This window comes from Hymenobacter endophyticus (assembly GCF_032464715.1).
GTDB classification, from domain to species: domain Bacteria; phylum Bacteroidota; class Bacteroidia; order Cytophagales; family Hymenobacteraceae; genus Hymenobacter; species Hymenobacter endophyticus.
Genome location: NZ_JAWDJT010000001.1, coordinates 495,118 through 515,120, shown reverse-complemented (window position 1 = coordinate 515,120; position 20,003 = coordinate 495,118). Strand labels below are relative to the sequence as shown.

Here is a 20,003-nt window from a genome sequence, read left to right as displayed (position 1 = left end):
TCATGATTTTTACCGAAACGGAACTTGCCGGGGCTTTTATTATTGATGTTGACCGCATGGCCGATGAGCGGGGCTTTTTTGCCCGCTCCTGGTGCGAGGACGAGTTTGCCGCCCACGGCATTCTGATGCCGCCGCTGCAGTCCAACGTCTCCTCTAACCCCCAACGGGGCACCCTGCGCGGCATGCATTTCCAGCTGCCCCCTCACGAGGAAACCAAGCTGGTGCGCTGCACCCGCGGCGCCATCTACGATGTCATCGTGGATTTGCGGGAAGAGTCGGCCACGTACGGGCAGTGGTTGGGCGTGGAGCTTACCGCCGACTCGTTTCGGATGCTATTCGTGCCCGGCCGTTTTGCCCACGGCTTCCTCACACTGCAGGATAACACCGACGTGAGCTACCAGGTATCGGCTAAGTATGCGCCGGGCTACGAGCGGGGCCTGCGCTGGAACGACCCCGCCATCAACGTTCAGTGGCCCATTGCACCCACCCTGATTTCCGGGAAGGATCAATGCCACCCCGATTTTCAGCTGCGGGTGCCCGAGCCGGTAGCATAATGCAGTACGCGCCCTGGTGGCGTGCTTACCCCGCCGGTGCGAATACCGGCGCGGCTTCAAGTGAGCCGGGGCCGCGCCGGGCTTCCGCTGCTTTTCCCATTCGGCTATTCAGTTCCTTACTCACTCAGATACGCTCGCATATGCTCATCATTGATACTGCCTTGCAAAAACGGCAGCGGGAAGGCCGGCCCATACGCGTGGCCATGGTAGGCGCGGGCTTTATGGCCCGGGGAGTAGCCCGCCAGATTTGCCGCTACGTACCCGGGATGGAGCTGGTAGCCATTGCCAACCGTACCCCCGATAAGGCCCGCGCTATTTACGCCGAGGCCGGTGTGCCCCATGTGACGGAAGTGGGCACCGTGGCTCAGCTGGAAGCCTGTATTGAACAGGGCCGCCCCGCCATTACGGACGATGCCCTGCTGCTGAGCCGGGCCAGCGGCATTGAGGCCATTATTGAGGTAACCGGAGCCGTAGAGCACGGGGCTCGGGTGGTACTGGAAGCCATTCGGCACGGCAAGCACATTGTGCTACTGAACGCCGAGCTGGATGGCACCGTGGGCCCGATTCTGAAAGTGTACGCCGACCGCGCCGGCGTGGTGTACACCGTATCCGATGGCGACCAGCCGGGCGTTACGCTCAACCTGGCCCGCTTCGTGAAGGGCTTGGGCGTTACGCCGGTGCTGTGCGGCAACATCAAAGGCTTGCACGACCCCTACCGCAACCCCACCACTCAGGAGGGTTTTGCCCGGCAGTGGGGCCAGAACCCGAGCATGGTTACCAGCTTCGCCGATGGCAGCAAAATCAGTTTTGAGCAGGCCGTAATTGCCAATGCCTTGGGCATGCAGGTGGCCCGGCGCGGAATGCTGGGCCCCACCGTAGCGCCGGGCACGCCCGTTACCCAAGCAGCCGAGTGGTACCCGCAGGAGTTGCTGCTGAGCGGCGGCCCCGGTATTGTAGACTACGTAGTGGGCGCAGAGCCGGGCCCCGGCGTGTTTGTGCTGGGCACTATTGATGACCCCGTGCAGCAACATTATCTGAAGCTGTACAAGCTGGGCCCCGGGCCGCTATACTGCTTCCACACGCCCTACCATCTCTGCCACTTTGAAACCCCGACTACCGTAGCCCGGGCCGTGCTGTTCCAGGACGCCGCCCTTGCTCCGGCTGGCCCCATGTGCGTGGAGGTGGTAACGGCGGCCAAAATTGCCCTGCACGCCGGGCAGGTGCTGGACGGTATCGGGCACTATCACACCTACGGCCTGGCCGAAAACGCCGACGTAGCCCAGCGCGAAAACCTGCTCCCGATAGGTGTAGCCGAAGGCTGTATTCTGCGCCATGATGTGCCCCAGGACCAGGTGCTTACCTACGACGATGTGCTGCTGCCCGAAGGCCGCTTGATTGACCAGCTCCGCCGTGAGCAGGAAGAATACTTCCGCTCGTACTCCGCTACTGCCATCCTCTCGGGTGTCCGCTCTGTTCTCTAAGCTGCCCTCAGCGGCCTAGGCTCCTTTCTCTATCTTCCTCCCCTCGTATGACCACGGAACCGGTTACCCCGTTCTTGCCCGTGGTGGCTTTTTCTCCCCTCAGTGCGCCGTCTGCCGTATCGTTGGAGGCTGATGCGCTGCTTGGACCCATTGAGCCGCCCGCCAGCCCCTGCCGCTTTTGCGGGGCTCCCCTCGATTTTACTTTCGTCAACCTGGGTACCTCGCCCTTGTGTCAGGACCACGTGCGGCCCCATGAGTTTAACCGGGCCGAGGCGTTTTATCCCCTGCACGCGCGAGTATGCCGGTCCTGTTTTCTGGTGCAGCTGGATGAGTTTGTGAGCTCAGAACGCATTTTTCAGCACGATTACGCCTACTTTTCCTCTTACTCCGCCTCCTGGCTCCGCCATGCCCGCCGCTACACCGAGCTGGTCGTCGAGCGGTTCCGCCTCACCAGTAGCAGCCTGGTGGTAGAAGTAGCCTCCAACGATGGGTACCTGCTGCAGTACTTTACGGAGAAGGGGGTGCCGGCGCTAGGCATTGAGCCGGCGGCCAACGTAGCACGCCACGCCCAGGCCAAGGGCATCAACACGCTGGTGCGCTTTTTTGGGCGCGATACGGCCTGCTACGTGGCCCAGGTACACGGGCAGGCCGATCTGCTGCTGGGCAACAACGTACTGGCCCACGTACCCGACATCAACGACTTTGTGGAGGGCATGCACCTGCTTCTCAAGCCCGATGGTGTGATTACCATGGAGTTTCCGCACCTGCTGCGCCTGATGGAAGGCAACCAGTTTGATACCATCTACCACGAGCATTTCAGCTACCTGTCGTTCTATACCGTGGAGCAGATTTTTGCCCACCACGGGCTCACGCTGTTTGATGTGGAGGAGCTACCAACGCACGGCGGCTCTTTGCGCATTTATGCCCGGCACACGGCCTCCCAGTGTCACCCAATAACCAGCCGGGTGGCCGGCCTGCGGGAGCTGGAGCTGGCGGCCGGCGTTACGGACTTGAGCTACTATGCTCACTTCGAGGAAAACGCCAAAGAGACGAAGCGTAAGCTGCTCGAATTTCTGCTGGAGGCGAAGCGGGCGGGCAAAACAGTAGTGGGCTACGGCGCGCCGGGCAAGGGCAATACGTTGCTGAACTACTGCGGCATTCGTACTGACTTCCTGGACTATACCGTGGATGTGAGCCCGCACAAGCAGGGCAATTTCCTGCCCGGCACCCGCATTCCCGTCTGCCACCCCAACCGCATCCGGCAAACCCGCCCCGACTACGTTTTGATTCTGCCCTGGAACTTGCGCGAGGAGATTATGGAGCAGATGCAGGATATCAGGGAGTGGGGTGGGCGCTTTGTGGTACCCATTCCGGCGGTGCAGGTGTTTGATTGACGCCCGAAGCGCAACGGCGGACCGCTTTTGCTCACCTAACGCAGTTTGGGTACACTGTTTTCCTCCTGCCAAGTAGTTCTGCCTTTCGTTTCCGCAGCCGTTCGTCTCCTCATGGTGGCCGTGTCCGGTACAGCCAGACATGGCGCGTTGCGCGGCCATATGGATGCCCCAGCCATTTAGCTCACCCGAGGCGTTGAGCTGGAAGGCCGCAGGGCGGCGGTTGGGCCAGCAAACAGCTCGGGTACTTTTTCCACTGAAAAGCGTCGCAACACAACTCTGCTCATGATGCTGGAACACCTGCCACAGCCACCAGCGCCGCCTGCCAACCCAGGGCTAAGGTGGCCCCGCTTTACACGCTCAACGCTGCTGCAAAAACGCTTCAACGCTGTAATTCCGGGAGGTAGCCACACCTACGCCAAAGGCGACGACCAGTTTCCGGAGGGCATGGCGCCTTACCTGGTGCGTGGCCAGGGTACGCACGTATGGGACGTGGATGGCAACCAGTTTGTGGAGTTTGGGGCCGGTTTGCGCTCCGTAACCCTGGGCCACGCCTACGCGCCGGTGGTGCAGGCTGCCCAGCGCCAGCTGGAATTGGGCGCCAACTTTGGCCGCCCGGCTTTGCTGGAGCTGGAAACGGCAGAAGAGTTTCTGAAATTTACCGGGGCCGGGGACATGGTGAAGTTTGCCAAAAACGGCTCCGACGTAACCAGCGCCGCTATTAAGCTGGCCCGGGCGTATACTGGCCGCGACCTGGTAGCCGTGTGTCAGGACCATCCGTTTTTTTCGGTTGATGACTGGTTTATGGCCACCACGCCCGTGCACGCCGGTATTCCGGCTGCCGTTCAAAAACTCAGCCTTGGCTTCCGCTACAACGACCTTGGTAGCCTGGAAATCTTGTTGGCGCAGCACCCCGGGCAGGTGGCCTGCGCAATCATGGAAGTAGAAAAAGACCAGCCCCCACTGCCGGGCTACCTGGCTGGAGTGCAGGCCCTGTGCCGTCGCGAAGGAGTAGTGCTGATTTTCGACGAAATCATTACCGGGTTCCGGTGGCACAACCGAGGGGCCCAGCACTGCCACGGCATCCGCCCTGATCTGTCCACGTTCGGTAAGGCCATGGGCAACGGCTTCAGCTTGGCGGCGCTAACTGGGAAACGGGAACTGATGGAACGTGGCGGCTTGGAGCACCCACATGAGCGGGTATTTCTGCTGTCAACTACCTACGGGGCCGAAACCCACGCTTTGGCTGTCGCCCGCGCCGTGATGCGCGTGTATCAGCAGGAACCGGTAGTGGAGCGCCTCTACGCGCTGGGTGAGCGGCTGGCAACTGGCTTCAACCAGGCCATTGCCCACCAGGGGCTGCAGGCCCACCTGCAGTTGCTGGGCCGGCCCTGCTGCCTCACCTACGCCACCTGCGACGCGGCCGGGCAACCCTCGCAGGCGCTGCGGGCTTTGTTTCTGCAGGAAACCATGCGGCGCGGTCTTATCTGTCCATCCTTCATCACCAACTACTCCATGACCAACGCCATTATCGACCAGACGGTAGACCGCCTGCACGAAGTAGTGCAGATATACCGCCGGGCCCTGGATGAGGGCGTGGAGAAGTACCTGGCCGGGCGCCCGCTCAAAGTAGTGTACCGCCTGTATAACTAGTTTTTATTAACGCTAAGCCCCCGAACCCTGACTTCATGATTAGCCAGGGTTCGGGGGCTTGGTGCTGTTTTATGAGGGGTCGTTTAATGAGTGTTTTCTGCTTCTGGCCACGTTCGGGTAGCCTGCTTATAGCGAAGGACGCAGCCAGCTAACACGGCTCAGCGGTGGCGGCGTGAGCTGGAGGCGAGTCAGCACCTGCATACCCAGCCGGATGGGCAGCCAGGGCAGGGGAGTAGAGAGGTGCCGAAGCTGGGGAAGTTGCAGCAGAGCTAATACCTTGCGGGCCCCTTGTACATCGTGGCGGCGCAGGGCCCGGTAGGCGCCGGCCAGCACAAACTGGTGAAAAAACCGGGCTTCTGCGCGCTGCAGCTGCTGCTTGGGTAGTAGCTGGCGGCTGCGGGCTTTCCGGAAAATGCGCTGCAGTAGCCGGATGTTTTGCTCGTGAAAAACGCTGGTGGTAAGGGCTCCATCATGCACGGAATAAGCGGCCGTGAGGGCCGGCACCTGCAGTACACCACCGTAGGCAAATACCCGCAGCCACAAATCCGTATCATCCGTGTCGTGCTGCTCGGGGTCGGGGCCACCCGTGTGCAGGTAGGCTTCCTTGCTCACCACCAGGGCCGGCATGCGCACCATGCTTGAGTTGGAAAGCAGGGCCCCAACAGCCCGTTGATTTGGTAGGTACTCGGTACGGGCTGGCACTTGCCGCTGCAGCTCGTGGCGGGCGGCATCTACCACACGCACACCAAACAACACGGCGTGCTGCTTGTGCTGTACCACACGCAACGTTTGTAGCATGGTAGGCAGGGCCTCCGGCAGCAGGTAATCATCGTCGTGCAGCATTAGTATGTAGTGGCCGCGCGCCCGCTCCACACAGGCGGCCCAGTTGGTGGCAGCCGTGCCGCCCGGCTCATTGCGGTAGTAGCGCCAGCGGGCGGCGGGTTGCTCGGCCAGTACATGGGTTGTCATGTGTTGGCCGGCATCGTTCTGGGTAGAGTTATCCGAAACGATAACCTCCACATCGGCCGGCAACGGACCAATGGAGCGTAATGCCCGGGCCAGTAGCTCCGGGCGGTGGTACGTGGGCACGCAGATGCTGAGTACGGGCTCCTGAGAAGCCAGAGCCGGTTCCCAGGGCAGGCGGGCCCGGTGCTGCACCAACTGCCGGGTTGCCCACACGCTGCGCCAATTTTTCCACAGGTAGCTCACTGCTCGCAATGAGTTGCGCTCCGCTACGGCGGCGTAACCCACAATGGCCAGCTGGCGGGGCAGGGCCCTTAGCAACGTACGCAGCGCCTGCTTGCGCGGGGTGTTTTTGATGAGTAGCAGCCACTGGTTCTTCACCGCATCTACCTTGATGGCCCCATTCAGGCGGCGGCGCAGCTGCAGGTTGGCGGGCTGAAATACGCGGGGGTGCAAGGCCCGGCACGCGGGCTCAAACACCGTCTGCCAGCCAAACAGCTGGCCCCGCCAGGCAATGTCCCAATCCTCCTTGTGCGCAAAAAAGCGGGAATCGAAAAACTCGCCCTGCACGCGCAAATCATTAATAAACGTGCGGCGGTACAGGGGCAATGCGCCATCGGCCCCATCCACGCAGGTGGGCTCCAGGTCCGCAACTTCGCTTAGCCGCCGGCCGTGCAGGCGCAGGCTGTAGCGGCCATCGGGCAGGGCTACCATGCCGGCGCTGTCGATGCGCGGGTCGGCCTCGGTGCTTTGCACCAGCAGGCCGCACACGGTGCCAATGCGGGCGTCACGTTGCATGGTGGCCACGGCCTGGCTTAAGTAGTCAGGCTCCATTTCCACGTCGGGGTTTACCAGCAGCACAAACGGGTGCTCAGTGCGGTCGAGGGAGAAATTATGGCCGCCGCAGAAGCCTGTATTCTGCCCCAGCGCATGCAGTCGGATGCGGTTATCCTGAACAGCCAGGGCGGCCACCCGGGCGCAGGTGTCATCGTGCGAATCATTATCCACAACCCACAGCTCAAAGTCGCGGAACGTCTGCTGCAGGGCCGACTGCAAACACGCCTCAATAGTAGCGGCGCTGTTCCAGGTAACCACGGAAAGTAAAACGGCAGGCATAAGCAACAGGAAAAGCGAGGCGAAAGGATTAGGCGGGCGTAGTTTGCGGCAGCCGGTTGAGGGCGGCCTCCACTAAGGGCCGCAGGGCGGCCAGGTCCACGCGCAGGTCGTCCCGCTGGGCGTTGGTGCGGTCGGCGCTAGCGTGGGGTGAGCCGCACACCAGAAACTGGTAGCCTATGCTCAGGCGAGAGGTAAACTCCAGGTAATCGGCCACCACGAAGCTCTGCGGGAACAGCTCAATCAGCTGGGCCCCGGGCGGCGACACCACAATATTGGCCAAGCCCGCGCCCACGGAGGCAATGACCACCTGAGCCTGGGCAAACAGGGCAATTTTTTCGGCTTGGGAGTAGGGCGTGAGCACGTGGGTTTCAAAGCCGTACTCCGCCAGCATGGCTTCCAGCTCGGGCTCGTTGAGGATGTGGCGGCCCGGCGCGTCGCGGCGGCTGATGTAGATGTAGGGGCTGAAGGTGCGCGCTACAGGTGGGGGCGGCAGCAGAATACTGCGTAAAAAGTCGCAGGCCCAGTTGGGCGTGTGAGTGAGGCGGCCCCGCACGGCGGAGGTAGCCAGCAGGCTGCGCGCCCGCAGGTGGGGCGTAGTTTGCACGTCCAGCAGCCGCTCGGGCCCGATGCCCAGCGCAGCCAGGGTATCCAGCACAAACCGCTTGGTTTTATCATACACCACAAAGTAATCCACGGCGTCCAGCAGGCCAGCTTCCCGAATCAGGTGCAGGCGGGGCAGGGAGTCGATAAGCCAGTGGTAGTAGTTGCCGCTGGCTGCGCCCCCGCCCGCCAGCAGGCTGCACATGGTGCCCGGCACCTCTACCGGGGGCTCAAAGTAGCGCTGCTGAAAGATGTTGTTCTCCTCGGGCGGTGTCAGGTTCCAGTGCTTGCTGCTGTATTGAAACGAGACGTCGCCCACCAGCCGGTTGTCGGCCGCAATGATGGCCACGCTGTTGAAATTGTCGGCGTAAATGCGGCCGTCAATAATCTCCAGCACAAAAGAGGCCGGCACATTTTCCGTAGGGTGGGGCTTATCATGGAGGCCGGCGTACTCGGAGGCCTGGGCGTAAAACTCTGCCGGAATGTGCAGGCGGGAAGTGTAGGCCGGCACCACGCCAAAATAAGCGGCGCCGCTACCAGGCCGGGCTGCTAGCTCCCTGCTGCTGGCGTGCACCCCCACCGGGCGGTAATGTAGGTTGTAAGGAAGCCACTCGCGCAGCAGTCGGCCTGCCTTCCGTTGCGTCCGAAGTAAAACATCATGCATACACGTACCGGTTTGGTTGAACGCTATATCCCAGCTAGTTAGACCAGCTGCGGTACAGGAAGTTGGGCCGCCCGCCGCCATTCAGCCGACTGCAGCACGGACTCAATGCCCGCCCGCAGACCAATAGAATGCTGCCAGCCCAGGTGGTGCAGCTTGCTCACGTCCAAGAGCTTGCGGGGCGTGCCATCGGGCTTGGAGAAATCAAAGAGAATTTCGCCGGCGTACCCAGTCAGCTCCGCTACCAGGTCGGCCAGCTCCTGAATGCTGATGTCGCGCCCGGTCCCGATATTCACCGGCTCGGCTCCGTTGTAGTGCAGCAGCAGATGCAGGCAGGCATCGGCCAGGTCATCCACGTGCAGAAACTCGCGGCGGGGCGTGCCGGTACCCCACACCTGCACCCGGGGCAGGCCCAGGGCCACCGCCTCCGAAAACTTGCGCAGCAAGGCCGGCAGCACGTGGGAGCCCAGTAGGTCGTAGTTGTCGCCGGGGCCGTAGAGGTTGGTGGGCATCACCGAGATGAAGTTGCAGCCGTACTGGGCCCGGTAGGCTTCGCAGAGCTTCAGGCCGGCAATTTTGGCAATGGCGTAGGGCTCGTTAGTAGGCTCCAGCAGGCCCGTGAGCAGGTACTCCTCCCGAATGGGCTGGGGCGCCAGTTTGGGGTAAATGCAGGAGGAGCCCAGAAACAGCAGCTTGCGCACCCCGTGCCGCTGGCTCTCGCGCAGCACGTTGCTCTGCATCATCAGGTTGTCGTACAGAAAATCGGCGCGGTAGGTGTTGTTGGCCTGAATGCCCCCCACTTTGGCGGCCGCCAGCAGCACATAGTCCGGGTTTTCCAGGGCGAAGAAATCCTCCACGGCCGCTTGGTCGCGCAGGTCCAGCTCCTGGGAGGTGCGGGTAACCAAGTTCTGAAAACCGGCCTGTTTCAGGCGTCGCACCAGAGCCGCGCCCACCATGCCCCGATGGCCAGCCACGTATATTTTAGCGTTGAGTTCCATAGGGGGAGAGAATAGGTGAAATGGTGAAATGGTGAGATGGTGAATTGGTGAGTCTGACGTTCTGACGGTCAATCAGGGCACGCTGCGCAAGTGGCGCAAACAGCCCGTCAGACTCACCATCTCACCATTTCACCGCTTACTCATCGTGGTACATAATCTGGTGGCCGGCTTCCAGCAGCACGGCGTCGCGGCGGAACAGGCGCAGGTCGGCTTGCACCATATCCTGCACCAGGGCCGGCAAATCGTACTGGGGTTCCCAGCCCAGCTCGGTTTTGGCCCGGGTGGGGTCGCCGATGAGCAGCTCAACCTCAGTGGGGCGGAAGTAGGTGGGGTCAACGGCCACTACCTCCTGGCCAATGGGCAGCTGGAAATCGGGGTGGTGGCAAGCCACTACGAAGCCGGTTTCCTGGGCCCCGTTGCCACTGAAGCCAACCTCAATACCCAGCTCAGCAAAGGCCAGGCGTACAAACTCGCGCACGGTGGTGGTTACGCCGGTAGCCACCACGTAGTCGCGGGGGTGCTGCTGCTGGAGCATGCGCCACATGGCTTCCACGTAGTCCTTGGCGTGGCCCCAGTCGCGCTTGGCGTCCAGGTTGCCCAAATACAGCTTATCCTGCAAGCCCAGCGCAATGCGGGCGGCGGCCCGGGTAATCTTGCGCGTCACAAAGGTTTCGCCGCGCTGGGGGCTTTCGTGGTTGAAGAGGATGCCGTTGCAGGCATACATGCCGTAGGCCTCCCGGTAGTTCACCGTAATCCAGAAGCCGTAGAGCTTGGCTACGGCATAGGGGGAGCGGGGGTAGAAGGGCGTGGTTTCGCGCTGGGGCACTTCCTGCACCAGCCCATACAACTCAGAAGTGCTGGCCTGATAAATGCGCGTTTTGTGCGTGAGGCCCAGAATCCGGATGGCTTCCAGGAGCCGTAGCGTACCAATGCCGTCCACGTCGGCCGTGTACTCAGGCGTATCAAAGCTCACCTTCACGTGCGACATGGCCCCGAGGTTGTAAATCTCATCGGGCTGCACTTCCTGCACAATCCGAATCAGGTTGGTAGAGTCGGTCAGGTCGCCGTAATGCAGCTTGAAGCGCACGTGGTCCTCGTGGGGGTCCTGGTACAGGTGGTCAATCCGCTCGGTGTTGAACATGGAGGAGCGCCGCTTAATGCCGTGTACTTCATATCCTTTGCTTAGCAGGAGTTCCGCCAGGTAAGAGCCGTCTTGGCCAGTTATGCCAGTAATTAGAGCGCGCTTCATAGAGATGCGTATTGAGAAGTGAACAGACAGGTCAACAGTAAGGCGGTGTAGTAGAACTTTTGCTTCAAATTATTGTATTATAAACCGCATATCCAACTTATTGTATAAAAATATTTATTTTAAATATTGATTAAGGTAAATAAATGAAACGCGTACCCAAGCAAAAAGCCCAACGCCGGCTAGGCATTGGGCTTTTGTTTGGGTATCGGCCAGGGCCGAAAACTCCTGCTTTAAATCAGCCGAGGCGAGCTGCCATACGCTGACGCGAACTGGTTGGTATCAGGGCGAGCAGCGCGGGGCGTAGTACTGCAGCTGCGGCGGGTTTACCCGTAGCAGGGCTGAGAGTGGTAGCCAACGTGGAAGCCGGGGACTGGAAAGGGTTCAGCAGCTGGAAGGCCGTGCCCGACGACTTGCGCCACACTTCCACCCCCGACAGGTTCAGGTCGCCGCCGGAGCTGGTGAGCGTGAGCGTGCCGTTGGTAACGCTGGTGGTGAAAGGGCCAATCTTCTTCCAGCTACCGGCTGCACCCGTGTTCAGATTGCTCTGCACCGTCTGGCCGTTTAGGGCAATGCTCACGGTTTGGGCGGCATTATCCTCCCATATATAGGCATACACCTCGTAAGTGCCGTTGGGTACGCTGGTCATCGTGAAAGTCAGGTTACGAGCGTACACCGAGGAGCGAATCATCTGGGCGCGGGCCGCATCGGTGGCCGGCGTCAGGGTCACGCCCTGGTTGGCAAAGGTGGTGCCGTTGGTGGTGTAGCCACCGGCCGAGCTAGCCTGCCAGGCGTTGCCATCCAGGGTGGTAGCTGCGCCGTTGAGGTTGATAGCCCGGTAGAACGTGGTAGTTGCCGCCGCCACCGGAGCCGCAGTAACTGCTACGCTAACTGCCCCGGAGGTAGTGCTGGCCCCCGCGTTATCGGTGGCCTTGGCCGTGAGCGAAACCGTGCCGGTAGCCGTGGGCGTCCAACTCAGCTGGTAAGGCGCCGACGTGTCTTCACCCAGTTTGGTAGCACCATTGAAAAACTCCACTTTGGCCACTGAGCCATCCGCATCGGCGGCAGTAGCCGTGAGAGCCAGGGCCGAGTTTACCGTTAGGCTGGTGCTGGCCGCCGCCAGGCTAACCGTAGGAGCCTGGTTGGCCGGGGCCGTGGTGCCCGATTTCCAGATTTCAATACCCGACAGGTTGATGGTGCCGCCCGAAGACGTGAGGGTAACAGTACCATCCGCAACGTTAGCCGTAAAGGGGCCCAGGCGGCTCCAGCTGCCTGCCGAGCCACTATTGAAGTTGCTCTGCACCGTTTGGCCTTCCAGGGCCAGGCTGAAAGTTTCGGCATTGTTGTCTTCCCACACATAGGCGTACACCAGGTAGGTGCCGTTGACTACCGCTACGTTAGCCGTCAGGGCATTACCGTAGGAGGAAGAACGAATCATCTGGGCGCGGGCCGCATCGGTGGCCGGATTCAGGGTTACGCCTTGGTTGGCGAAGGTGGTGCCGTTTACTTGGAAGCCCGAGGTGTTGCTGGCCTCCCAGCTTTTACCGTCGATGGTAGTGGCGCTGCCGTTCACGTTAATGGCGCGCACAAACGTAGCGTTCGAGGGTGAGGCGGGCGGCGTAGTGGCTACCGGCGGCGTGGTAGTGGTAGGAGCGGGGGCCGGCACCGGCGTAGTAGTGCCCGTGTTGGTGCCCGTATTGGTGCCGCCCGCGCCCAGCGCAATGTTGTTCTGCTGCAGCTTCTGCTGCCACAGGGTCAGTTCTCCCGCTTCCGTTTGCAGGTTGATGGGGTTGGGCAAGTGGTTGGTGCCGGTGCAAGTTGCGCAGGCCCCCGAGCTTAGGTCGTGGCGGTTGGCAAACGGCACGTTATACCCGTTCTTCACAAACCCAATGGTGTTGTTCTGAATCCGGTTGTTATAGAATACCGAGCCCGACTGCTGATAGGCGTTGAACACGGCCGTAGCCGCGTAGTGGGCATTCATGGCCGAGCCATCGGGCAACAGGCCGCTGGTAACCATGCGGTTGTCGTGGAAGTAGATGTCGTGGCCGGCGGCAATGTTCATGGCCGCGTTGCAGGTGCTAATGAACTGGTTGTTATAAGCTTCAATGAAGGCAGCCGTAGCGGAAGCCGATGACCCGTCGCCGTCCGTAGTCATGCCCGTGCCGGTGAATTTGGTGCCATTGGCCGGGTAGGGGTAGGCCCCTTTCACGAAGTTATCGTGCACGCGGGCCGGGCTTTGCTGCACCCCGCCGGAGTTGAAAAAGTTGATATTGTCTTCTACCAGGCTGTTGTTGGGCTCGTTAATTACCTGGTTCCAGGCAATTTCCATGTTGCCCACGTTGCGTACCTGGTTCAGGCCCAGAAACTGCACGTACTGGCCCCCACCGTTGCGGTAGCGCCCATCAATGTTCTTGGCCTGGTTGTAGCGCACCGTTAGCGTTTGCGAGGCCGAGCCGTCGCCGCTCCACTGGTAAAGGGCAACCCCCGAGGTGTGCTCGAAATAGTTGTTCTCCACGCGCACCGAGCGGCCGGTATTCACCTCCACAAAACGGCCGTGGCGGCGGTTATCCACGCTCTGCTGAATGCCGTAGCCTTTGTTGTTGGTAATAATGAGGGTGGAGCCCCCGTTCTTGGCATCAATCAGGTCGCCGGCACCAACCAATACGCACCCAGTAATGGTTACGGGCTGAGTTGTTTGAATGCGGATGCAGGGCGTGTTGGAGTCGGTGCTGCGGAAGTTGCCCGTGTAGGTACCGCCCTGGGTGATGGTAATGGGGGCCGAGTACGTGATGTTGGTAGGGTACTGGCCTTGGGCCTGCACGGCGGCGGGCTGCAGGTTGAAGAAAGATACTACTGCTGCCGTCAAGGACAGCAAACGGACACCAGAGCGGTTGCGTTGAGTCATCAGGTGAAAAGATGTTCTGAGGGCTTTTTGCATTCTGCGAGCCTATGCAAGAAAAAATTTATATAGGAATGATTAGATAAATTCATTCCTGAGTCAATTTGTTCCAGGCAGCTGGATGGAATTCGTACTATTAGCAAAAGGTGCTGTTTGAAGGCATTGCTCAGGCAGAATGGGTAGAAAATGAGGAGTTATCTGGCACCTGATGCTCCTGCTTGTTCTTATCCTGCCGCTTCAGTAGAGAGAAGTCTGCTGAAGTGATTAAAGCTTAAAAACGTGTGGCAAACCTGTTTATCTTTCCGCACAATCCTGTCTGCAGCCACCAGGGGTTGTAAAAACCCGCTGAACAGTCGGCTCTTATTTCCATCCAATCCGAATCCTTTTTTTCAAGGAGTAGAGAAAGGTTTTAACAAGGCCTGATCGACTTGATTATGGTAATAGTACCAAATCGATACCTGAGGTTCATTGCAAATGTATAAAACAACTTACATATGAAGGCAGCCGATGCTTGTTGATGAATTGTATTATTTTAATTGACAATAGAAATGGAGGCAACAAAAAAGGCCCGTCTGTTTCAGACGGGCCTTTTTCGTATTAAGCATAAATGACAAAAAAATATACGTTGTCTGGTCAATTCCTTGCCAATGAGGTGATTAAACCTACTTGCTGACCAGCCTGGCGGAGTTGGGCTTGCCAGCTAGCGTGCTCCTGAGCTTCGGTTTGCAGAGTAATAGGACCCGGCAGGTGACGCGTGTCGGTGCAGGGGGCGCAGGCATCGGTACTCAGGTCGTGGCGGTTGGGGTAAGGGCTTTGCCGGCCCCAACTCACAAACCCAATGGTATTACTGCGCATGCGGTTGCCGAAAAATACCGTGCCTGGCTTCTCGTACCCGTTAAACACGGCCGTGCCGGCGTAGGTGGCCGGTAAGCGGCTGCCATCGGGCAGCAGGCCACTGGTAATGATGCGGTTGTGGTGGAAGTAGTTGTGGTGGCCGGCCGCTATGTTCATGCCGGCATTACAGGTGCTCACCACCGTATTCTGGTAGGCCTCCACGTAGGCGGTGGTGGTCAGGGCTGAGGAGGCGTCGCCATCGGTGGTGATGCCGGAGCCGGTAAACTTAGGGGCCGTAGCGGGCAGCGGGTAAGCGCCCTGAATGTAGTTGTGGTGCACGAGCAGCGGACTGCGGGCCGTGCCGGAGGAGTTGTGCAGGTTGATGTTATCCTCCACCAGGCTGTGGTTGGGCGTATTTACTACCTCGTTCCAGCTAATATCAATATGCTCAACCCCGTGTACTTGGTTTAGCTGCAGAAAGCTCACCAGAGCCCCCCCACCGTTGCGGTAGCGCCCATCAATATTACGGGCTTGGTTGGCGCGCACCGTAATGGTCTGGGCCGCCGTACCCGCCCCCTGCCAGCGGTATACAAGCAAGCCGCTGGTGTGGTCCAGGTAGTTTCGTTCGGCTAGTAGGTGGGTGCCATCATTGATTTCCAAAAAGCGGCCCCGTGCCTGGTTGTCGGTGGTGGGCTGCTCGCCGTAGCCCCGGCAGTTGCGCACCGTCAGGTTGGCCCCGCCGGCCCGGGCATCAATGAGCAGGCCCGGGCCGCGCAGCTCACAGCCTTCCAGCACTACGGGCTCGGTGGTGGCAATGCGAATGCAGGCCTGCCCGGAGCTGGTACTCTGGTAGCGGCCCGTGTAGGTGCCCCCTTTCCGGATGACCAGTACGGCATCGGGGGCGGAGCGTAGGGCGCAGGTGGCCCCGGTAGCCAGCAGGGCCCCCGCTACCACTAAGCGGGTCCAGAAGGTAGGTAGCATAATACAGGAGAAAAACAGCCGGCCGCTGAGGCGGGGGCTAGTGCAGGAAGTACCCTACCAGCCGCCGGGCATAGCCATTCAGCAGAAAATAGGGCAGGTAAGGCCGGGGACAGTTTTTGAAGCTGAACCACGTGAAATTGCGTAGGTTCCCGCCCCCCCGAATGCCAAACAAGTGCTGATAGTACCCCCGGATGCTGCGGCGGCGGCGCGTAATTTCCTGGCCGCTTTCCTCGGGGTAGGTGCTCAGGTGAGCGTCGTAGTTGCAGTACACCGGGAAGCCGTGGCGGCGGGCCACGCTGGTATAGTCGAAATCGGCCAGGTAATGGGGTAGGTGCTTTTCATCGAAGAGGCCGATGGTTTCCAGCACCGCCCGCGGAATAAGCAGGCCCCGGCCCGGCAGGTAGGTAACCGGGTGCAGGCCGTGGCGTTGGGTGGCGGGCAGCTGCGCCAGCAGGTCGTGGCGGGTATTGGTGCGCCAGTCCAGGGTTTCGCCCCCGTACACGGGCTGGCCGGTGGCCACATCCAGCTCCAGAGCCCCCAGCACGGCCGTGGGGTGCTGAGCCGCCTTAGCCAGCATATCGGCCACAAAGTCGGGGGCGGCCAGCACATCGTTGTTCAGGGTCATTACCTGAGTGGCCCCCTCGCGCAAAGCCCGCCGAATGCCCAGGTTCACGCCCGCCGTCCAAAACAGGTTGCCGTCGCCTTCTTCTATTAGCACTGCCGGAAACTCCTCGCGTAGCATCTGCCCGGTACCATCCGTGGAGCCATCATCTACCACCACAATAGTGAAAGCCAACGTGGTTTGCTGCTGCAAAGAATGCAGGCAGGCCCGGGTAAATTCTTTGCGGTTGAAGACGGGAATGACGATGTACAGCATGACGAAAAGCGGTAGAAGCCAGGTAAATAATTACGCTCGCACCGGTTGGGGTGAGGCGTGAAGCGGCGGGCAAGAAGGCCAGGGAGGCAGCGCCAGGGGCAGGGGCAAAAGCTGCTGCAACAGGTTTAGCAGGCGCTGGGTGCGTAGCACCCAGGTTTGGGTGGTGGCAAACGCAAAGCCTGCCCGGCCGGCCGCCAAGCGGGCCGTGGGGTGTTGGTAAAAATATTCCACGGCCTGCGCCAGCCCCAGGGCGGTAGCAGCCGGAGTGCTGAGGGGTACTTTGATGGCGGCGGTGGGCGGAATGAAGTCGTGGGCTCCCTGGTGGTCGAGGGTAATGATGGGCAGCCCGGTAGCCATGGCCTCCAGAAACTGCGAGGCAAAGGAGTCGCGCAGGCTGCCGAACACAAACACGTCGTGAGAGAGGTAGGCCGCCCGCACTTCCAGCCAGGGCACGCCACCCCGCCAGGTTACCCGGTCTTGGAGGCCGTAGCGGGCAATGTGGGCGGGCAAGAGTGGCCGCAATGGCCCGTCGCCGATGATGGTGAGATGGAAAGGTACCTGCTTATTTACTTTAGCCAGGGCCTCCAGCACCAGAAACAGCGCCTTGCGCGGAAACAGCCGGCCCAGCCATAACAGCTGCAGCACCGGCCGGGGGGCGCGAACCGGCAAGGTTTCAGAGAAAAAAGCATCGGGCAGACCCGAATCCAGGAATAGCTCTACCCGGCAGGCCCCCATCCTGCGGGCCAGGGCCGCCGTTTCGGAGTTGGTGGCCAGCACCACGGTGGCACGGCGCAGGGTTTGGCGCACATTAGGGTCGAAGGTGAGCAGCAGCCACCCAATGGCATTGCGTAAGGTTTCCGTTTTAAACCAGTCCGGGATAAACCGGCGGAAGGCGGCCGGCGCCCGTTGGGCTCCCCCCACGGGCCCAAATACCAACGGCTTACCCAGGCGCCACAGCCAGGAGCCCATCTGCAGGCTGCCATAGGTGGCGTGGTGCACGTAGTCGAAGGCCACGGACTGGCTGAGCTGCCGGGCTACCCGCCAGGCTTGGTACTGCCACACCATGTAGTGTAGGTACACGCCAAACTGCCAGCGCTGCAGAAAATGTACCCAGGCCGGCACCGTCACGAAAACAAACTGCAGCTGGTTGGAGCCCAGCTCGGGGCTGTGTTGCGCCATAAACGCCTCAATGCCGGCCCGGCCGCAGGGACTGGTAAGGCACCACACACGGTGCCCCTGGCGGGCAGTCTGCCAGGTCCAGTTGAAGCCAAAACCGTCTTCACCCCCAAATTCCGGATTGCAGGCGTAGGCAGAAACCAAGGCGTTCATAGGTAGGGCGGAAAGTAGGGCAGGGGTTGGGAGTCTGCCTGGGTGGGAGAGAAAAGGCGGCGCGGCTTAGGCAACCGGGAAAAGCTCAGCAGTGGCAACTACTGCAGGTGGGGTAGCCAAGTCGTGCAGGGCGGAGCTGGCGGCGGCCATGCGGCCCAGGTGGTGGGCAACCAGCGCCGGCCAGTTGTGGGCGCGCGCGTAGGCAAAGCTGGCCCGGCCCATGCGCTCCAGTTCGGCAGGGTGGTCATACAGGTGCTCCACTTCCCGGGCCAGGGCCTCGGCCGTTGCAGCGGGTGTGCCCACGGGCACTTTACGGCCGGCCTCAGCCGGAATAAAATCGGTGGCGCCGTGGTGGTCAAGCGTCAGGATGGGCAACCCCATTGCCATCGACTCAATGTACTGGGCGGCATAGGTGTCGCGCAGGCTACAGAGCATAAACAGGTCGTGCTCCTGGTAAGCCTCCCGGGCCCGGGCGTAGGATACCGCGCCATGCCAGGTAACCCGGCCCTCCAAACCGGCCGCGGCAATCCACTCCGGCAAGTAGGGGGCCACGGGCCCGTCGCCCATAATATCCAGGTGAAATTTGACGCGGGGGTGCACCCGGCCCAGGGCATCAAGCACCAAGTGCAGGCCTTTGCGCGGAAATAGTCGGGCCAGCCACAGAATCCGCAGCTCCCCGTTCGGGGCCGGCTCGCGGGGCGTGTACGCTTCGGGGTAGAAGGAGAGGGGCTGGCCGGTGCTCATGGCCAGTTCCACGCGGGTGGCGCCCAGCTGCCGGGCCAGGTCGGCAGTTTCGCGGTTGGCAGCCAGCACCAGCGTGGCGTGCCGCAACGACTGACGGACGTTCGGGTCGAAGTTTATCAGCAGCCAGCTGATGACGTTGCGCAGGGTTTCCGTCTTAAACCAATCGGGTAAGTAGCTGCGCAGCGAAGCCGGCGCATGAATGCCCCCCCCCAAGGGCCCCAGCAGTAAGGGCTTGCCCAAGCGCCACATCCAGGAGGCCATTTGCAGGCTGTTGTAGGTGATATGGTGTACCATATCGAAATCCACTACCGCATCCAGCTGCCGGGCTTTGCGCCAAGCCCTGAACTGCCAGAAAATATAATGCAGGTACACGCCAAACTGCCACCGGTACAAGTAGGTAAGCAAAGCCGGTACCGCCACGTACACAATGGTAATGCGCTGGGCGGCGGGCTCATGGGCAAGTTTCTGCAAATGGCTGTCCAGCGAATCTCCCTTGTTGAGCGGGGTAGTAAAGCACCATACCTCATGACCCAGCGCGGCCGTTTCCCACAGACAGTTGAAGCCATTCCCATTTTCGCCGCCACTAGCCGGCTGGCATCCATAGGCGGAAAGTAGAATCTTCATAGACGTCAGGCGTGAGTAACTGAAGTGAGCAGAGGGATGGATGGGGAGTAGGGCGGCGCAGATACCGAGGCTGCAGGAGCCGGCCGGCGGGACAGAAGCTGGCGGAGCTTGGCTACCACCCGACCCCGCAAAAACTCCCGAAACCGGCGGTTATCCCGGCGGCGGTCCGCCAGTATAGTGCTGGGGTGGTGCAGGGGGAAGCAGGCATCGGTGGTGGGCACATCGGCAAACTCGTCGGTGCTGTTGAGCGTGTGGGTGCCCTGCTCGCCGAAGCCAATGTTGCCCACCAGGTTGGTAGCCGGCACAATACACAGCCCCGAGTTGGCCACAATGGCAAAGTGCCACTGATAATCCCACACGTCGGGGGGCTGGGGCAGGTCCAGTACGCTGGCAATTTTGCTGAGCCGGTAGCGGTTTTCCAGGCGGGTGCTATACAGACCTTGCAGCTTGCCCTGGCGGTGTAGCTCCCGGAAGCTGCTCAGCTGAAAATCGTAGTGCTGCCAGGCCCGCCGCCAGGTAGCCCAGCCCCAGCTATTTACCTGCGTAGAGAAGTAGTAGGATTCGGCTCCATCGGGGCGGGGCCGGCGGGCTTCGCGGCTGAAGTTGTTGCCCCCAATGTGCATCACCCGGGCATCGTGGCGGTAGCGGGCCAGCAGTTCCTCGCAAAAGCGGAAAAAGCTGGGTGCCGGCACGCAGTCATCCTCCAGAATAATGCCCTCTTCCTCTTGCCGGAAAAACCAGTCGATGGCGGAGGCCGGCCCCACGCCGCAGTTCAGGTTAGTGGTTCGGAACAGGGTAAATACTTCGCAGGGCCAGTCAATAGCGGCTACAATGGCCCGGGCTTCGGCGCAGCGTGCGGGGTCGTTGGGGTGGGCGGTGCGGGGGCCGTCGGCGGCAATGTAGAGGCGGGACGGCCGGGCCCGGCGCACGGCCTCAAACACGCGCCGGGTTGTTTCGGGGCGGTTGAAGATGAGCAGCAGCACCGCCGTACGAAGCGCCGTTGCCGGAGTGGAGTGGGGAGTAGAAGTAAGCATGGCCAAAGCAGCAGGTAC

At 61.0% G+C, this 20,003-nt stretch carries 14 protein-coding genes; 4 read left to right on the top strand and 10 right to left on the bottom strand.

Annotated features, from left to right (window positions below; genetic code table 11):
• The first annotated feature begins 2 nt into the window (after positions 1-2).
• The 4 genes from rfbC (at position 3) to ROI90_RS02085 (ending at position 5,079) form a co-directional block, all read left to right on the top strand.
• Positions 3-554: a dTDP-4-dehydrorhamnose 3,5-epimerase gene (rfbC, locus tag ROI90_RS02100; protein WP_315996686.1), complete on the top strand. Its 552-nt coding sequence runs from the start codon at positions 3-5 to the stop codon at positions 552-554.
• Positions 555-694: 140 nt separating this feature from the next.
• Complete coding sequence (locus tag ROI90_RS02095; RefSeq protein WP_315996685.1) at positions 695-2,035, top strand: NAD(P)H-dependent oxidoreductase; 1,341 nt, start codon at positions 695-697, stop codon at positions 2,033-2,035.
• Between the two features lie 47 nt (positions 2,036-2,082).
• Positions 2,083-3,429 carry a class I SAM-dependent methyltransferase gene (locus tag ROI90_RS02090; protein ID WP_315996684.1) on the top strand — a complete coding sequence of 449 codons (1,347 nt, stop codon included), beginning with the start codon at positions 2,083-2,085 and terminating at the stop codon, positions 3,427-3,429.
• Positions 3,430-3,711: 282 nt separating this feature from the next.
• Positions 3,712-5,079 (top strand): glutamate-1-semialdehyde 2,1-aminomutase, encoded by a 1,368-nt coding sequence (locus tag ROI90_RS02085; protein WP_315996683.1) that lies wholly within the window; start codon positions 3,712-3,714, stop codon positions 5,077-5,079.
• Positions 5,080-5,205: 126 nt separating this feature from the next.
• On the opposite strand, the gene ROI90_RS02080 is transcribed toward ROI90_RS02085, so the two are convergent.
• The 10 genes from ROI90_RS02080 to ROI90_RS02035 all read right to left on the bottom strand — a co-directional run bounded on the left by ROI90_RS02080 (position 5,206) and on the right by ROI90_RS02035 (position 19,985).
• Entirely contained in the window at positions 5,206-7,158 is a 1,953-nt protein-coding gene (locus tag ROI90_RS02080; protein WP_315996682.1) for a glycosyltransferase, read from the bottom strand.
• Between the two features lie 28 nt (positions 7,159-7,186).
• The gene (locus ROI90_RS02075) at positions 7,187-8,422 is read right to left on the bottom strand and encodes a glycosyltransferase family 61 protein (RefSeq protein ID WP_315996681.1); all 1,236 of its coding nucleotides are present in this window, start codon (positions 8,420-8,422) and stop codon (positions 7,187-7,189) included.
• A 38-nt stretch (positions 8,423-8,460) separates the two neighbouring features.
• A complete protein-coding gene (locus ROI90_RS02070; protein WP_315996680.1) occupies positions 8,461-9,417 on the bottom strand; it encodes a GDP-L-fucose synthase family protein in 957 nt (318 codons plus the stop codon).
• A 136-nt stretch (positions 9,418-9,553) separates the two neighbouring features.
• Complete coding sequence (gmd, locus tag ROI90_RS02065; protein WP_315996679.1) at positions 9,554-10,666, bottom strand: GDP-mannose 4,6-dehydratase; 1,113 nt, start codon at positions 10,664-10,666, stop codon at positions 9,554-9,556.
• A 235-nt stretch (positions 10,667-10,901) separates the two neighbouring features.
• Complete coding sequence (locus ROI90_RS02060; protein ID WP_315996678.1) at positions 10,902-13,568, bottom strand: Ig-like domain-containing protein; 2,667 nt, start codon at positions 13,566-13,568, stop codon at positions 10,902-10,904.
• Positions 13,569-14,195: 627 nt separating this feature from the next.
• Complete coding sequence (locus tag ROI90_RS02055) at positions 14,196-15,377, bottom strand: hypothetical protein (protein ID WP_315996677.1); 1,182 nt, start codon at positions 15,375-15,377, stop codon at positions 14,196-14,198.
• Between the two features lie 37 nt (positions 15,378-15,414).
• Positions 15,415-16,254 carry a glycosyltransferase family 2 protein gene (locus ROI90_RS02050; protein ID WP_315996676.1) on the bottom strand — a complete coding sequence of 280 codons (840 nt, stop codon included), beginning with the start codon at positions 16,252-16,254 and terminating at the stop codon, positions 15,415-15,417.
• A 30-nt stretch (positions 16,255-16,284) separates the two neighbouring features.
• A complete protein-coding gene (locus ROI90_RS02045) occupies positions 16,285-17,583 on the bottom strand; it encodes a glycosyltransferase family 4 protein (protein WP_315996675.1) in 1,299 nt (432 codons plus the stop codon).
• A 66-nt stretch (positions 17,584-17,649) separates the two neighbouring features.
• The gene (locus tag ROI90_RS02040) at positions 17,650-18,951 is read right to left on the bottom strand and encodes a glycosyltransferase family 4 protein (protein ID WP_315996674.1); all 1,302 of its coding nucleotides are present in this window, start codon (positions 18,949-18,951) and stop codon (positions 17,650-17,652) included.
• 5 nt (positions 18,952-18,956) lie between these two features.
• Positions 18,957-19,985 (bottom strand): nucleotide-diphospho-sugar transferase, encoded by a 1,029-nt coding sequence (locus ROI90_RS02035; protein WP_315996673.1) that lies wholly within the window; start codon positions 19,983-19,985, stop codon positions 18,957-18,959.
• Positions 19,986-20,003 lie beyond the last annotated feature (18 nt).

Excerpts from the sequence above, each read along its gene's own strand:
- ROI90_RS02060 (WP_315996678.1), bottom strand. The coding sequence starts at position 13,568 with ATGACTCAACGCAACCGCTCTGGTGTCCGTTTGCTGTCCTTGACGGCA.
- ROI90_RS02080 (WP_315996682.1), bottom strand. The coding sequence starts at position 7,158 with ATGCCTGCCGTTTTACTTTCCGTGGTTACCTGGAACAGCGCCGCTACT.
- gmd (WP_315996679.1), bottom strand. The coding sequence starts at position 10,666 with ATGAAGCGCGCTCTAATTACTGGCATAACTGGCCAAGACGGCTCTTAC.
- ROI90_RS02095 (WP_315996685.1), top strand. The coding sequence starts at position 695 with ATGCTCATCATTGATACTGCCTTGCAAAAACGGCAGCGGGAAGGCCGG.
- ROI90_RS02070 (WP_315996680.1), bottom strand. The coding sequence starts at position 9,417 with ATGGAACTCAACGCTAAAATATACGTGGCTGGCCATCGGGGCATGGTG.
- ROI90_RS02035 (WP_315996673.1), bottom strand. The coding sequence starts at position 19,985 with ATGCTTACTTCTACTCCCCACTCCACTCCGGCAACGGCGCTTCGTACG.
- ROI90_RS02045 (WP_315996675.1), bottom strand. The coding sequence starts at position 17,583 with ATGAACGCCTTGGTTTCTGCCTACGCCTGCAATCCGGAATTTGGGGGT.
- ROI90_RS02040 (WP_315996674.1), bottom strand. The coding sequence starts at position 18,951 with ATGAAGATTCTACTTTCCGCCTATGGATGCCAGCCGGCTAGTGGCGGC.
- ROI90_RS02075 (WP_315996681.1), bottom strand. The coding sequence starts at position 8,422 with ATGCATGATGTTTTACTTCGGACGCAACGGAAGGCAGGCCGACTGCTG.
- ROI90_RS02090 (WP_315996684.1), top strand. The coding sequence starts at position 2,083 with ATGACCACGGAACCGGTTACCCCGTTCTTGCCCGTGGTGGCTTTTTCT.
- ROI90_RS02085 (WP_315996683.1), top strand. The coding sequence starts at position 3,712 with ATGATGCTGGAACACCTGCCACAGCCACCAGCGCCGCCTGCCAACCCA.
- rfbC (WP_315996686.1), top strand. The coding sequence starts at position 3 with ATGATTTTTACCGAAACGGAACTTGCCGGGGCTTTTATTATTGATGTT.
- ROI90_RS02050 (WP_315996676.1), bottom strand. The coding sequence starts at position 16,254 with ATGCTGTACATCGTCATTCCCGTCTTCAACCGCAAAGAATTTACCCGG.
- ROI90_RS02055 (WP_315996677.1), bottom strand. The coding sequence starts at position 15,377 with ATGCTACCTACCTTCTGGACCCGCTTAGTGGTAGCGGGGGCCCTGCTG.